General features: G+C 59.9%; 9 protein-coding genes and 3 pseudogenes. 11 read left to right on the top strand and 1 reads right to left on the bottom strand.

The features are described from left to right. The first annotated feature begins 1 nt into the window (after position 1). The 11 genes and pseudogenes from GQ57_RS41685 to GQ57_RS15320 all read left to right on the top strand — a co-directional run bounded on the left by GQ57_RS41685 (position 2) and on the right by GQ57_RS15320 (position 14,636). Positions 2-238, top strand: a complete 237-nt coding sequence (locus GQ57_RS41685; protein WP_152601950.1) for a MafI family immunity protein — start codon at positions 2-4, stop codon at positions 236-238. 82 nt (positions 239-320) lie between these two features. Further along, positions 321-902, top strand: coding sequence for a DUF2846 domain-containing protein (locus GQ57_RS39435; protein ID WP_235212819.1), 582 nt, complete (start codon positions 321-323; stop codon positions 900-902). Positions 903-1,250: 348 nt separating this feature from the next. Then, positions 1,251-1,349 (top strand): annotated as a pseudogene (locus tag GQ57_RS44360) (DUF6166 domain-containing protein); the annotation flags it as partial. A gap of 258 nt (positions 1,350-1,607) precedes the next feature. Further along, complete coding sequence (locus tag GQ57_RS15345; RefSeq protein ID WP_160257524.1) at positions 1,608-2,612, top strand: helix-turn-helix transcriptional regulator; 1,005 nt, start codon at positions 1,608-1,610, stop codon at positions 2,610-2,612. 1,661 nt (positions 2,613-4,273) lie between these two features. Further along, positions 4,274-5,326, top strand: coding sequence for a helix-turn-helix domain-containing protein (locus GQ57_RS15340; RefSeq protein ID WP_034198279.1), 1,053 nt, complete (start codon positions 4,274-4,276; stop codon positions 5,324-5,326). A gap of 70 nt (positions 5,327-5,396) precedes the next feature. Further along, positions 5,397-5,900 (top strand): hypothetical protein, encoded by a 504-nt coding sequence (locus tag GQ57_RS41680; RefSeq protein ID WP_152601948.1) that lies wholly within the window; start codon positions 5,397-5,399, stop codon positions 5,898-5,900. A 294-nt stretch (positions 5,901-6,194) separates the two neighbouring features. Continuing rightward, a complete protein-coding gene (locus GQ57_RS15335) occupies positions 6,195-6,749 on the top strand; it encodes a hypothetical protein (RefSeq protein WP_031403135.1) in 555 nt (184 codons plus the stop codon). Between the two features lie 215 nt (positions 6,750-6,964). Further along, the gene (locus tag GQ57_RS44355; protein WP_075123092.1) at positions 6,965-7,471 is read left to right on the top strand and encodes a DUF4189 domain-containing protein; all 507 of its coding nucleotides are present in this window, start codon (positions 6,965-6,967) and stop codon (positions 7,469-7,471) included. Between the two features lie 166 nt (positions 7,472-7,637). After that, positions 7,638-7,770: pseudogene (locus GQ57_RS41675) on the top strand (IS3 family transposase); the annotation flags it as partial. Between the two features lie 916 nt (positions 7,771-8,686). After that, positions 8,687-13,375: an autotransporter-associated beta strand repeat-containing protein gene (locus GQ57_RS15325; protein ID WP_081896663.1), complete on the top strand. Its 4,689-nt coding sequence runs from the start codon at positions 8,687-8,689 to the stop codon at positions 13,373-13,375. Positions 13,376-13,628: 253 nt separating this feature from the next. Further along, positions 13,629-14,636 carry a cupin-like domain-containing protein gene (locus GQ57_RS15320; protein WP_031403701.1) on the top strand — a complete coding sequence of 336 codons (1,008 nt, stop codon included), beginning with the start codon at positions 13,629-13,631 and terminating at the stop codon, positions 14,634-14,636. Between the two features lie 31 nt (positions 14,637-14,667). On the opposite strand, the pseudogene GQ57_RS39425 reads toward GQ57_RS15320, so the two are convergent. After that, positions 14,668-14,860 (bottom strand): annotated as a pseudogene (locus GQ57_RS39425) (integrase core domain-containing protein); the annotation flags it as partial.

Here is a 14,860-nt window from a genome sequence, read left to right as displayed (position 1 = left end):
CATGGAAATTCAAAATATGCTTCGGTCAGTTTTAAGCGATATAAAAGGAAGTTTGCCAACCGAAAGGCATGAATTCATTCGTGAGTACATTGAGGTGGGTGAATTTGGCGTTGCCTTAGAAGTTTTGGTTGATTTTATAAATGAATATAAAATTCCCGTTTCCACTGAAGGTGGGAATTTATTGATTCATTGCGGAGATCAAATGCATATAGATGTATCACACCTCTTGCAAGAGTAGAGTAGCCCTCAGCGCTGGCATTGAACCATCGCTCGGACAGCAGCAGTGAGACGAACCCGGACGCGAATCGGTTTTGTGCTCTATGGCGTTGGTGATCGCGATAATTTCGTTATATTCGTTGGCAGTTAAATTTCAATTATTTGAAATGGAGAATAGTATGGGTAATAAATTAAGAAAGATCGTGCTCGCAGGAATGTCAACTCTTCTTGTGGCGGGTTGCGCAACTGGCCCGCAATACAAGGATGTTGCTGCTTCCATTCCTACACTGGCCGCCGACCATGGGCGAGTCTATTTTTTTCGTTCCGAATCGTTCGGTGGAGCGATGATTCAACCTGAGATCAAGCTCAACGAGCAGGTTGTTGGGCGTTCTGTTTCTGGTGGCTTCTTTTACGTTGACGAACCCCCGGGAAGCTATACGGTATCGACCAAAACCGAAGTAACCCGCTCCGTCGATTTCACGCTCCATGCGGGTGAAACGAAATACGTAAGAACATCAATCAGCATGGGGGTTCTGGTTGGTCACATCACCCCGTCACTCGATGATCCCGAAACGGCCCCGAAGGAGATTGAATCGCTCAAATATACGGGCGGTAACGGTAGCTCTGCCCCTTCCACCCCGGATTCTAGCTCGAGCGCGGCATCTCTAAAAACGAAGCAGGACTAGTGGAGGGATAACGGAAAGATGAATCCCAGGGGTATTGCAGCAGCGTTGCCGATCATGCCGACGACGACGCTGCGTCGCCGTGGGCTGTTGTCTCGGGGAACGTCTACGGTTCTGGTTGAGACGAGGTCCGGAAGAGAGCAGGCTGGAAGCCGGGGCGGTGTCGGGCTTGACGCAGGGCGTCGACGATGGGCTGGGCCTGAGCAACACCGACTTCGGGAGCATGGGCTCGAATCTACTTGGGATGGACCTGTTGCAGGCCGGCTTGGAAATGTTGGCGGTGCGCTGGTCGCTGTCGGTGAGCAGAGTGTCATTGATCCGCTTTAGGAATTCTGGACCGATCCGACCGGTTTCGCGTGGGGCTATTGGGGAAGTGGTCCGGTGCAACTGACGCTGGCATTGTGCGCGGATGTCACGAGAGACGACACGCGCGCGTTACGCATCTATTAACGATACAAAACGTGGCACGTCTCCAGTTGGCCGACCGGCGAAGCATGGGGGCCCATATTCGACGATGTAATCTGGCTGGACATCATCGAAATCGAAAGCGCATAATCCGCGTAGCGGGAAAACCGATCATGGATATGATGCTGTTGTTCCCGCTATTTGGACGCGTGCGCGTCACGATGCTCCGGGCACCTACCGCGACTGCGATCGCCATCTATCGCGATCGCATATCCATGTCGCCTGATCGTGTACCGAATGCATATGGATACCAGACAAATTGATCTTGTGCACTTCTCGACGCTCGACGCCCCTGTTGGCGAGCAGCTCGACGCGTGGGCCTTGCTTAGTCAGGTTGTCGATTTCTCGCGGGAGGACGATCGTAGTGCGCCCTTTGAAGCCCGCTACGATGGCGCGTCGGTAGGGCCATTATTTGTTGGTGGCCGGACTTGGCATGACCCAACGCGACGCAGCAAGTATCGGGCGAAACGCGATACCAAGCGTCTTCGTGATGGTGCAGATTTTTACTACTTCACATACCAAGCTACCAACAGCGTCGAGTGGCGAACTGAGGCAGGTGAGGGACGAAAGCAGCCGTACGAGCTATACATGACGGACGCCTCTCAGTCGATCGAATGCCTGGGCACGATGGGGAATGCCGTCTCGCTGATTGTGCCGCGTGAAACGCTGCCTGCTTCGACCGAAACATTGCATGGCCAGTCGCTTGTATCGGCCGCTGGAGTATTGCTGTGCGATCACTTGCAATCGCTCTTCAGGAATCTGTCGAGAATGACGGTCGACGATATTCCGCATGTTGTGCAAGCAACGACTCATCTGCTGATGGCCGGCATTACACCTTCGCAAGACAATCTAAGGCAGGCTGACGTGCCGATCCGCGAGTTGCTTCTGGCGCGAGTCGGGCGCTATATCGACGATCACATGCTTGATGGCGATCTTGATATTGCGCGTATTTGTCGAGATGTCGGGTTGTCTCGAGCGAAGCTCTATCAGTTGTTCGAGAGCACCGGCGGCGTTATGCGCGAAGTTCGTCGCAAGCGACTCGCTCTGATTCATCGTGCGTTGTCGGAGTCGGTACGCGGTTCGCAGAGGATCAAGGAAGTTGCTTTGAACTACGGTTTCAGCGACGAGAAATATTTCTATAGAGTGTTCAAGGCAGAGTTCGGATACACGCCAGCGGAAGCGAGGGAACGAATGCAGGCACTCAAGTTGGCGCGGGAAAGCTCCCTGACGGAGTGCGACAAGCTGTGAGCGGCTCGGCTGGCTTGCAATTTCCCACTTCCGTTCACAGGCTGTTGAAATACTATTTTGGCGGGTGTCGCTCGAAAAGTGCGACCTCCCGGAATGGCCTATATGACGCGCTCGCCACCCCGGCAAAGGGAAAAGGTACCCATGAAAACCAGATTTCCCTTGCTCCAATTGAGGTAATTCAACAACCTGCTAACTTTGCAGAGCCCTTCTGGCAGCCTCGATCAACAAATCCGAGCGATATCGAATTTGCCTGGCCCCCAACACCTCGCGGCTGCTGGCACCGTCGATCCCTGCCCGGTCGCCCGGTGGACCGCCCATAGGAAGGGTACGTTGTCGCTGGAGCATGGAGCCCGGCCGTCACCAGTCGCGCGCGTCTGGGTAGGCAGCTGCCGGTCGTACAGCAGGCCACAGTTTCAATCTCCGATCTTCGGGTTGTTGAGTCCGACAAGGCAGAGAAGAGCTTTGCCATCCACTACGTTGCCGATTACGTCCAGCGGACGGCGACACGCGTCGCACATGAAAGCATCTCTTACGACCTCCGTGACACATGCCTTCCGCAGATGCCGTCGGCACGCTTCGGTATAGCGACCGAAAGTATTTACACTCTTGAAAGGATTTCTGATTGCTTTCCAACTTGTAATAATCCATGAGAGCCGCAGGGGTAGCGCTCGATCGACAGCGTCTCATTGGTGTTCTGGCAAAACAAGAATCCACCAACTATAGACGCCTATCCACCCATCTGCGCATGACGTTGTTGTACTATCCAGAGACTCATGCAAGAAACGTTTTTCCTTTTTTCTCAACTCATTGAGGACATCGAGTATACGCATTGAATACGCGTCGGTCCGTGATTGCCATTTCGATTGGTCAGTGAGTTGAGGAATTGTATTTTCTGCCAATATTGCTTGCAAAATCGATAGTGATCACCGGGTCAGGCTGAGGCAGCGCTATGTCAATCGCTGGTGTTGCGCTTTTAGCGGGTTGCTCTGCATTCGATGATAATCCGTTTTCTCAAAAAAATGAGTTAATGGGAAAAAAACATCACTGCTGCCTACACTGTATATGGCCGGGAATCTGGGGCGTTTACAAAAAAATACATCGAGTGGGTCGAAGACATTTCATTTTGGAACAATGTTCCAACAGGAACGGCAAGCAAGCAATTCGTCCCGACTGGTGGATCGCATATAGTTGGCACGACGCCGGGGCCAAACGGCACGGAGGAGCAGATTTCCAGTCCAAACGGGGACTACGAGACGGTGGCCGATAAATGTCGTGTGTTTTTGGTCATTGATGCCAAGAATATCATCGTTGATCAAGGATTAAATTCCTGTACATCCTCCGGAGGCAATCCGTCCGGCAATGCTTCTACATCCCAACATACGAGCAACTGGGCAACCTTGCTGTTTTTCGGGAAATGATATTGCCAGACTCTGACGAGCCTATTTCATTAAAAACATCTCGGAGTTAAATTCTCGCCCTGTAATGGGCAATGCGGTGATGGAAATTCGGCGGTCATTACGGGTCGTGTATGGCGGCATCGGTCTGTGCGCGCTGTTCATTCTCATGAAAAGGAATCGCTGTGATCGTATTTTCAGTAAGCCAATCTGCGATCACATCGTTCTGGGTACTTTGTCTGCATTCTTTGCACGTAAACGTCGGTCATGCCTAACGGTTCCCCTCTGGATGTGTATCGATTTACGACCGTTGATGAGCCGGGAGAGCAACGGTTTGATGCATGGGCCGCGGCGATTTCGACGTGCGAGTACGAACGGCCCGACAATGCGACCGTGTCGTTCGATGCGGAATTCAATGCCACCCGATTCGGACCGTTCGTGCTTGCGGGCCGCCGCTGGCTTCTGCCGGAGCAACTGGTTCATTACCGAACGGTACGGAACACCAAAAAGATTCGAAGCGATCAGATCGATCACTACCATCTGGTGCTGCAGTTGACGGGGGGAGCGGTCGGCGAGTGGGCACATTCGACGGGATGCGTTCGCGCAGGCGGCCTCTACCTGTTCGATATGAACAGGCCGTTTGACTGCATGGTGACGGCCGGTGACACCATTGGTTTGGTGATTCCGCGGGATCTATTCCAATCGCTGGATCTCAAGCGGTACGGCGACATCCTTGATCCGGCGATTGGCGCCATTCTAAAAGACCATCTGCTCTCCCTGATGGCTAATATCGACCAGTTAAGCAGCGAAGCCGTTCCATACGTGACCCGTGCCACCAACAATCTATTGAGAGCCGCACTGATGCGCTCACCTGACACATTGAGCGAGGCTGAATCGGAAATCAACGTGGCGTTGATCCGGCGGGCACGTCAGTTCATCGAGACGAATCTGATGCGATCGGACTTGTCGCCGGATGTGATCAGCGCGGCACTGGGCGTATCGCGGGCGAGACTCTACAAGCTCTTTGCAGGGCACGGCGGGATCATGCGCCACGTTCAGCAGCAGCGGCTGGAGCGGGCGTACGACGTGCTTTCTGATCCGGACATGCCGAGAGAGCGTATTGCAGATGTGGCCCTGCGCCATGGATTTAACGACGAAAAATATTTTAGTCGAGCGTTTCGCGTGCGCTTTGGCTGTATGCCTCGGGAGGCCGTCGAGTTTGCGCGAGAAAGAAACCGTAAAGCAGTTCCCACGGCAAGCCACGAACAGGTCGCTTCCCCATTACTCCCGAAATGGCTGGGAGCGCGCGGAGAAGGGTGACGGACATCGAAGGGTTTTGAGGTGTTTTTCTTATTTGATTTGCACGGTGCGTGGATGGGGAAGGAAGGCAATGAATATCATATTTATGTTTAAATATTTTGCTTCTGATGTGCCAAAGAAAATTACTATTTTGCGCGGTTTGGTCGTTTCGCTTGCAGGCGGATGTTTTCTGATGTTGTCCGGCTGCGCAGCAGATGGTCATTTGATCACGCTGCAGGAAGCTATCGCCAACAGTCACTGGACCGGTCGCCCGATTAGCGAGGCCCTGGCGAAATGGGGGAGGCCTACCGGTGGGATTAGGCATGCCGAGGATGGAACGACCGCCTACATATGGCCTTTTGGGCAAAATTACAGCTATGGCCTGTTAACTGGTACCAATACTCAGTTGGTGGCTGGCGGGGCACCTGGAGGGACGTTGGTTACGACTAATCAGTATGAGCAACATACGGGCACAATGGAATGTACGATGATAATTAATGCGGATTCGAAGGGAATCATCACTCATTTCGAGACAAAAGAGAATTTCCTGCAAGGCGGATGCAAAGGTTTTTATCATAGTTCCAATGCTCCTTGAATAGTGGGTCGCGTAGAACGCCTTGATATTGGAAAATAAATGGATGTCCGCGTCGTCTGGGCGCTCGCGGTAGGCGAGGCATCAAGGCGTACCGGGAATGGTGGATGCCGGCGCGGTCCTGGACAGTTGACATGCCTCGGTTAAGTTTGCAGGCACGGAGTCGATCCATGCCAGGACACGCGGGCATTCGTCGAATCCTCCGCAGACTTTTTGGAGAGTGGAATGTATCAAGGTGCGACCGTTCATCCGGCGAGAGAGCTTCGATTGCGGATATCCCAGAACACGGGAAGGGTCATGAGTGTCTCAGCGTTTCTGCTGGCTGCGACGCTGTTGGCCGGTTGCGACGATATGGCGCGAAACGGGCTTGTCCATTCGCATCGAGACAGTTTTGTGCATGAGAGCGATACCGACCCGACCGACAATATCTCAGACCCTCTCTGGGCAAGACGAATCAACAATGACAGGGCCGCGGTGAAGGATGGTTCGTCCCCGCAGAAGGTGGTCGATCTGGACATCCAGATGGCGAGGATGATGCCCGAAGCACAGGCCATCGTGGCCGCGCAGGATCAGGCGAGAGCGCGGGCGTGGATGCAGCGGTACGATGCACTGAACCATGAAATGCTCGACGCTCAGATGCGTTCCGGTACGGCCGGTTTGGCCGCGGGTTCCTGGTCGAAAGGGGCATGGGTTCAGCGGGGAGACTCGGACCCCTGTATTGCCCTCAATGGACAAAATCTCTGTCAATCAGGTACTGCAAAGAACTACCAGGTCTCAGGTCCAAAAGCCCTTCAGGAAATGACATCCATACTGGCAGACCAGCAACGCCAGAGACAGCAGATGAGCAGGTAGTCGTGAACGCTCCAGCACCCTGATACGCCGCCCGGGTGGCAGCGGACAAAAACCCGCGGTGGACCGACCAGTTTTTCGTAGACATCTTCGAGCCATGATTTTTGGCAACCGAGGAGGTCAGGATGAGCGGCAAGGCGGTACACGGATGAGTTCAAGATCGAGGCAGTCAAACAGGTAACCGAACGCCGCATCGCTTGTCACTTTGGACGGGCCTCATGAAGTTGCATGCTTTTTTCATCACTTTGATCGTTGGTGCCGCAGCCAATGTCGTTACGACGATCGCTCACGCGCAAGCCTGCCCGCCCGGTACCTCTCCGGCTGCCATTGGCAATGATTTAAGCGCCTGCGCTCCGGACAATAGTCGGTCATCGCAGCGCGCCCCGGGGCCGCCGCCAGAGCGATGGATCGACTACTGGGGGGCGATTGCGGTTTATGAGCCCACCAGTAGCCTTGGGGTTGCCACCAACATGGGGAGCAAGGCTGAGGCAGAGCAGGCAGCACTCGCGGATTGCCAATCGAAACACGGATCTACATGCAAAATTGGAAGTGCGTACCGGAATGGCTGCGGCGCCCTGATCGGAAGTACGACCGGCTATGCCGTAGCCTCGGGCCCAAGCTTAGATAAAGCGATTCAATCTGGCATGGAGATTTGTACCAAATCGGGATATCAGAATTGTCACGTCTACTATTCCGGCTGCAGCCTGCCTCAACGAATTCAATAGGCGACGATCCGAGAGAGTCGATATTGATCAGCAATGCATGATCTTGAATCAAGCCGCATGGCGGATTGGTTTATGCATGAAGTAGCAAGCGATGTGTTTGGGTGATTTTTGGAGGCGACGCAAATGGCTGATCACTGCTTTCTTGAGATGCCCATTTGGTCCGCGTCGGAGCTTGCTTCGCTTTGCGATCAGCGAGTACATCGAAATCTTCTACAACCGGCAACGCGCAGGCGCGTCTGAACTACCCATCGCCTGTCGCGTTCATGCAGCGCTTATTTCTGAATCGGCTCGCTGCTTAGCCCGTTGGGCTCCACGAATTCCGTCCGACCTCAGTCGACTGCGCGTCCGCATCGCGGAGATAGCCATAGAGTCATGGCTTTTCCGACAGGAAATACTTTTACAGGTCGCTCAAGGCCGAGTTCGGCCACCCGCCGAGCGAAACAGTGGGGCGCGTGCGTCATCTGTCGGACGATCCCCATGGCGGGCGGCTCGATCAGATGGATCGCCTGGCCGGATGGAGCGTGCAGTGGGGGGGCCGAATAGCGATGCCGGCTTCATGCGTTGCCGGGTCGAAAGGATTTTTCTTTCGTTTTGTAATTTCAACGTGCTTATTGATAATCTCAAGCCGTGACGATGGAAAGGTAGGCGTATGATTTTCAATTAATCAAAATTGGCATGGAAATCCACTTTTTGTGGATGCGAATCCACCCTTTATCTTGATGAAATAACTTAATATCGAGGGGGTTCAGGCCGAGATGCTGCGGGGTTGCGCGCGTCTTGCCAACGGCGGTGGCCGACGGTAGGCAGACTTGGCGGTTGTGCGGAGTCCATGCGAGTAAAGGGTGCTGCTTTTCATCGATTAAATTCGGGTGGGGTAGCGAGTAGATTTTGTTTGATTAAAAAATAATTTATACAATTTAAATTTATTAGAAATTTTCATCTGAAACGCTAATCACTTTTTCTCATTGGCGATCAAAAAATGCCGTACCTATTTGATGGCGACGGGTGGAATCCGAGGCTCGCGCCATGAAGTTTCCATAGCTACAGGAACATCGCTTCGGAATCTCTCTTTCATGAAATGTTTTTAGGAATCCATATCGAAAGGACTGGTTGAATCCCGCCTGGAAAACGCAAACCTGACGTTTGCCGCGTGAGGTAGGGGTGTCGTGTTGTCGTCGCCGACATGCGACGACAGGTTCAAAAAAAGGACAGCAGATGAACCGGATCTACAGGGTAGTTCGCAGCCGCGCATCGGGAATGCTGCAGGTTGCGTCGGAGCTGGCACGCACGCACAAAGTTGGCGGCCAGGAGGCATCGTCGTCGCGGGCGAGGCCGTCGGGTCTGCCGTTGCGGCGGCGCGCGGTGGCGCTTGCCGTGGCGAGCGTGTGGATGGGGTTCGTCGCGGGGGCACCGACCGCTGCGTCGGCGCAGGCGATCATCGGCGCGTCGGGCCGCAACGGCACGTCCGGCACGACCACCGTGGTGGGATCGGGGGGCGCCGGCAGCAGTCCCGGCACGAACGACGGCGCGCCCGGGGCGCTGGGCAGCGCGCCGAGTGCGAGCGGCGGCGCGGGCGGCGGCTTGGCGAATCTCGGCGTGGGTGGCGGCGGCGGCGGCGGTGCGGCCGTCGTCGCGCTGAGCGGCTCCAGTTTCACGAACGCCGCGGCCAATACGATCCAGGGCGGGATCGGCGGCGACGGCTACCTTGGCGGGAACGGCGGCGGCGGCGTGGTCGGCACTGGGTTCACGCTGAGCAACGGCGGCTCGATCGTCGGGCGGCAGGGCGGGACCGGCATCACGGTCAACGGCGTCGGCGGCACGGGCGGCAATGGCGGCGACGGCGTCGATCTCGGCAGCGGGAGTACGGCGAACAATAGCTACACCGCCGCCATCGACGGCGGCGGCGGCGGCGCGGGCGCCACGCAAGGCACCGGCGGCAACGGCGTCACGATGGGAAGCGGCAGCGTGCTGACCAACAACGGCACGATCCAGGGCGGCGGCGCGGCGAACTGCTATTCGACTTGCGTCGCCGGGACGGGCGGCAGCGGCGCGATCCTGTCGGGCAACGCGAGCGTGACCAACGCGGCCGATGCGAGCGGCAACACATCGGTTCAACCCGGCACGATCTTCGGCGGCAAGGGCGGCGCGGGCTGGGATCTGGGCGGCATCGGCGGCGTTGGTGTCCAGTTGCAGGGCAGCGGCAGCAGCCTGACGAATACCGACAGCGCGTTCGTCGTCGGCGGCACCGGCGGCGCGGCAAGCGCCGCGAACGACACCGGCGGGGGCGGCGGTGCGGGCGTGACCACCGTCAGCGGCGCCACCGTGACGAACGAGAACAGCGCGACGATCCGCGGCGGTGCGGGCGGCGACGGCAGCGTCGTCGGCGGCGCGGGCGGCGTCGGCGCGACGCTCGTCGCAGGCAGCAGTCTGAACAACAGCGCGACCGTGGCCGGCGGCGTCGGCGGCACGGGCAGCGGCGATACCGGGGCCGGCCAGGACACGACGGGCGGCACCGGCGGCGCCGGCGGCGCGGGCGTGACGCTTGCGAGCGGCGCCAATCTCGTCAACAGCGGCGCGAAAGCGGGCATCAGCGGCGGCGCGGGCGGCAGCAGCGGCGCCGGCGGCCAAGGGGGCGCAGGTGGAACCGGCGTCGATCTGGCGGCCAATGCGACGTTCGCGAACGGCGCCGCGGTCAGCGGCGGCAACGCGGGGCGCGGCACGGCCGCGACAGGCGTGGCCGGCGGACTGGGCGGTACCGGCATCCTGCTGGAGAGCAGCGCGCATCTCGACAACACGGGTACCGTCACCGGCGGCGCAGGCGGCCAACAGTTTTCGGCGAATACGTCGGGGCTCGGCAGCGGCGGCGCGGGCGGAACGGGGCTGGCGCTGGCCAGCGGCGCCAGCGCCACGAATACCGGGGCCGGCGCGATCGCGGGCGGCGCGGGTGGCGCGGGCGGTGTTTATGCCGGCAATGCCGGCGCGGGTGGCGCCGGCGCCATGCTCGCGGGTGGCGCGACGCTCTCCAATAGCGCGACGATCCGGGGCGGCAGCGGTGCCGAAGCGGCGAGCTATTCGGGTACCCGGGCGGCCGGCAGCACGGGCGGTGCGGGCGTGGTGCTGGCGGGCGCCGGGGCGACGCTCGCGAACAACGGCGCTTCGGCGCTGATCGCCGGCGGCACGGGCGGCGACGATTCCGGCGGCGGCACGAGCGGCATCGGCGGCGTGGGCGTGTCGCTTGCGAACGGCGCGAGCGTCACGAACACGGGCGGCGCGACGATCAGTGGCGGTGCAGGCGTCAACAGTCGCGTGATCGGCCTGACCGGCGGACTGGCCGGGGTCGGCGTCGTCGCCACCGGCGGCGCGAGCATCGTCAATGCGAGCCTGATCGAGGGCGGCACGCCGAGTTCCGATGCGGGCGCGCCGCAGGTCGACGCGGTCGACCTGAGTGGCGGCGGCAATACGCTGACGCTCGAGAACGGCTACCGCTTCGTCGGCAACGTCGTCAGCACGAGCGGCACGACCAACGGCGGCGATACGCTGGTGCTCGGCGGCGACAGCGCCGCGACGGGCGGCACCGGCAACGGCACGTTCAACGTGTCGCGCATCGTCGGCACCGTGCCGACCGGCTACGACAAGACGAACGGCCCGGCGTACTACGGTTTCAACGCATTCGAGAAGACGGGCACCAGCACCTGGACGCTGACTGGCACCGGCGCGACGAACCAGAACTGGCAGATCGCGAACGGCGTGCTGCAGGGCGATGCGACGTCGCTGCAAGGCAACGTGACGTTCGCGCCCGCGTCGGGCGCGACGCCGGGCGTGGTATTCGACCAGGGCAGCGCCAACGCGAACAGCCCGGCGAGCGCGACCTACGCGGGCGTCGTGAGCGGCGCGGGCAGCCTGACGAAGATTGACAACGGCACGCTGATCCTGACGGGTGCGAACGCGTATACCGGCGGCACGACGATCGGCGCGGGCACGCTGCAGATCGGCAACGGCGGCACGACCGGCTCGATCACCGGAAACGTGGTCGATAGCGGTTCGCTCGTGTTCAACCGCAGCGACAACGGCAGCTTTGGCGGTACGATTTCCGGCTCGGGAGCGGTGACGGTCGCGGGCGGCGGCACGATGACGCTGACGGGTGCGAACACGTATACCGGCGGCACCACGGTGTCGAGCGGCGTGCTGCAAATCGGCAACGGCGATACGTCGGGCTCGATCGTGGGCAATATCGTCGACAACACCAGCGTCGTCTTCAACCGCAGTGACGACGTCACGTTCGGCGGCAACATCTCGGGTACCGGCGTGCTCACGAAGAGCGGTGCGAACACGCTGATCCTGAACGGCAGCAACACGTACACGGGCGGCACGACCGTCGGCACCGGCACCCTCGAGATCGGCGACAGCGGCCATGCCGGCGCGACGCTCGCGGGCAACGTCGACGTGCTGAGCGGCGCGACGCTGCGCGGCCACGGCACGATCGGCGGCAGCGTGCTGAACGACGGCACCGTGTGGCCGGGCGGATCGGTCGGCGTGCTGACGATCAACGGCAACTACACGCAGAACCCGGGCGGCACGCTGCAGGTCGACGTCACACCGACGCAGGCGTCGGAACTGGTGGTCGGCGGCACCGCGCAGCTGGGCGGCACGCTGAGTCTTGTCTATGCGCCGGGCACGTATTCGGCGACCACCTACACGCTCGTGCAGGCGAAGACGGTCAGCGGCACGTTCGCGAATACGCAATCGTCGGGCTCGACGCCGACGAACCTGAATGCGCAGGTTGCCTATAACGCGACGCAGGCGAATCTCGTCCTGGCGACGCCGACGCCGACGCCAACGCCAACGCCGACGCCAACGCCAACGCCAACGCCAACGCCAACGCCAACACCGACGCCAACACCGACGTCAACCCGTGTCGGACCGGCAGACGGTGACCTGTTTGCGAACCGGATGCGGCTCGTCAATCTCGTCGGCCAGCAAGCATTGAGTACGGTGCTGGATGCCGGGTTGACCAGCATGAACACACAATGCGGAGCCGGCGCCGTGGGGGCTCCGGGGCAGAGCACGGCACGCGCGGTGTGTCAGACGGGGGTATGGCTCCAGGCCAACGGCTCGGATGCGGTGATCAGCGGCATGGATCGTCTGCATGCGAACGGCTTCGGGCTGCTTGGCGGCGTCGATCGAGCGATCGGCGAAACTGGGCTGCATCTCGGCGTCGAGGCCGGCGTGAACCGGATCAACAGCAGCGACTCGGCTGGCGGCGGCGGCTCGACCGACAATGCGCACATCGGTCTGTATGGATTCGCGAACGCGGGGCCGCTCGTGTTGTCCGGTACGGTCGACTTCATGCACAGCAGCTACACGATGTACCGCGCAACCGGCATCGGCAACGCATCGTCGGACCCGGGCGGCAGCACGACGGGCGCTGCCGTGCAGGCAGCCTGGCCGCTCGCGGCCGCGCAATGGCTGATCACGCCGCGCATCGGCGTGCTGTATCAGCATCAGCGGCTCGATGCATTCGGCGAAACGGTCGCGAATCCGAGCCCGCTGGCGCCGGCGTTCGGCGTGACGGGGCAGGCTGCGACGTATACGACGTTGCAGCCTTATGCGGCCGTATCGTTCTCGCATCCGTTCGAGGTCCGGAATGTGACGTACGTGCCGAGCCTCGATCTCGGATACCGCTACGACGCGCGCGGCAACGTACCGGCGGTCACGGTGCTTGCGCAGGACGGTACGCAGTTCGTGCTGCCGGGAACGCCCATCGGACGTAGCACAGGAACGGTCGGAGCGCGCTTGACGGCCGAGTTGCCCGGGGCGTGGAACCTGTACCTGAACTATCAAGGGCTGTTCGCGACGCACATGCACGACAACCTGCTGACATTTGGCTTCACGAAGCACTTCTGACGAGGTTTGGCATCCTGACGGTAGCCCAGCCGGTTCGCCGGGGGAAGGACTCCGCGCGAACCGGCGCGAGCATAGGCAGCGCGCCGGCACGGCGAGCCGGTTGCTTCGGGCTGAAAGGGCGGCGGGCACGACACGATGGCGCGACCGGCGTCTCGCCGCCGCCCACGACGGCTACATGCCGGCCGGCGCACGCCGTCGACTGCGTTTCGCGCGTCGAGCCTGCACCGATTGACGACATGACGAGGAGAGGATCGTGACACGTCCGTTCGACGACGACTGGCGCCGCTGGATCGCCGAGAATCTGCTGCTGGACGGTACGCCGGACGCGCTCTTGCAGGTGCTGGCGTCGCACGGCTTCACGCCCGACGATGCCGCACGCGAGATCGGCGCGGCACTGGCGAGTCCGTATCTGCAAGGTGGAACGCGCATGCGCGATCGGTTGCGCAAGCGCGACTGGCTGTTGTCCGTCCAGAGTGCATTGACCCGGTTGCGCACGAACGGCGACCGCATCGAGCGGTACGCGTGCCTGCCGCGTGATGCGTTCTTCGACAGGTATTACTTCTCGAACCGCCCCGTGATCCTGACCGGCGCGTTCGACGACTGGCCGGCGCGCGCAAAATGGAGCTTCGATTATTTCCGCGCGCGCTGCGGCGAATGCGAGGTCGAGGTGCAGTTCGGGCGCGATTCGGATGCTCAATACGAAATCAATCAACCGAAGCACAAGAGGACGATGCGCTTTGGCGACTATGTCGATCTCGTGGAGCGCGGCGGCACGACGAACGATTTCTACATGACCGCGAACAACACATCGCACAATCGTGTCGCGCTCGCAGCGCTATGGGACGACGTTGCACCGATCGAGCCGTATCTCGACCCGGCGTCGCCGGACACCGGATTCTTCTGGTTCGGTCCCGCAGGGACGAAGACTCCCTTCCATCACGACCTGACCAACAACTTCATGGCGCAGGTGATCGGCCGCAAGCGGGTGAGACTCGTGTCGTCGCTCGATACGCCGGCGATGTACAACGATCTCCATTGCTATTCGCAGGTTGACGGCAGTGCGCTCGACTATGAGCGTTTTCAGCGGCTGAAGGACGTGCAGGTGCTGGAGTGCGTGATCGAACCCGGCGATCTGCTGTTTCTGCCGATCGGCTGGTGGCACTACGTGGAGGGACTCGATCCGTCCGTCACGATGACGTTCATCAATTTCGCGGCGCCGAATGATTTCGCGAATACGTACCGGACCTATCACGCGGTGTGAGTGACCTGCGGCGGGATTTTGTAGCCAGGTAAGCAGTGAGTCGCATGTCGATATTATCGGACTCCAGCCAGGCTCGACGGACCGTGGCCGGAGGTTGGTAACGATGGGCGCCATGCGGCCGCTTCTCGTTGTAGAACTGACGCCATGGCTCGATGAGCACCCTGGCTTCAGCACGGCTGCGGAACCACTCGCGATTCAGCAGTTCGTCGCGCAGCTTGCCATTG

The sequence above is a fragment of the Burkholderia sp. MSh2 genome (assembly GCF_000731655.1).
GTDB classification, from domain to species: domain Bacteria; phylum Pseudomonadota; class Gammaproteobacteria; order Burkholderiales; family Burkholderiaceae; genus Burkholderia; species Burkholderia paludis.
The sequence above is the reverse complement of the archived record's forward strand: the minus strand, read 5'-3'. Positions and strand labels throughout refer to the sequence as shown.

Coding starts and splice junctions, on each gene's coding strand:
- GQ57_RS41680 (WP_152601948.1), top strand. CDS start 5,397: ATGAATATCATATTTATGTTTAAATATTTTGCTTCTGATGTGCCAAAG.
- GQ57_RS44355 (WP_075123092.1), top strand. CDS start 6,965: ATGAAGTTGCATGCTTTTTTCATCACTTTGATCGTTGGTGCCGCAGCC.
- GQ57_RS41685 (WP_152601950.1), top strand. CDS start 2: ATGGAAATTCAAAATATGCTTCGGTCAGTTTTAAGCGATATAAAAGGA.
- GQ57_RS39435 (WP_235212819.1), top strand. CDS start 321: ATGGCGTTGGTGATCGCGATAATTTCGTTATATTCGTTGGCAGTTAAA.
- GQ57_RS15335 (WP_031403135.1), top strand. CDS start 6,195: ATGAGTGTCTCAGCGTTTCTGCTGGCTGCGACGCTGTTGGCCGGTTGC.
- GQ57_RS15345 (WP_160257524.1), top strand. CDS start 1,608: ATGGATACCAGACAAATTGATCTTGTGCACTTCTCGACGCTCGACGCC.
- GQ57_RS15325 (WP_081896663.1), top strand. CDS start 8,687: ATGAACCGGATCTACAGGGTAGTTCGCAGCCGCGCATCGGGAATGCTG.
- GQ57_RS15340 (WP_034198279.1), top strand. CDS start 4,274: ATGCCTAACGGTTCCCCTCTGGATGTGTATCGATTTACGACCGTTGAT.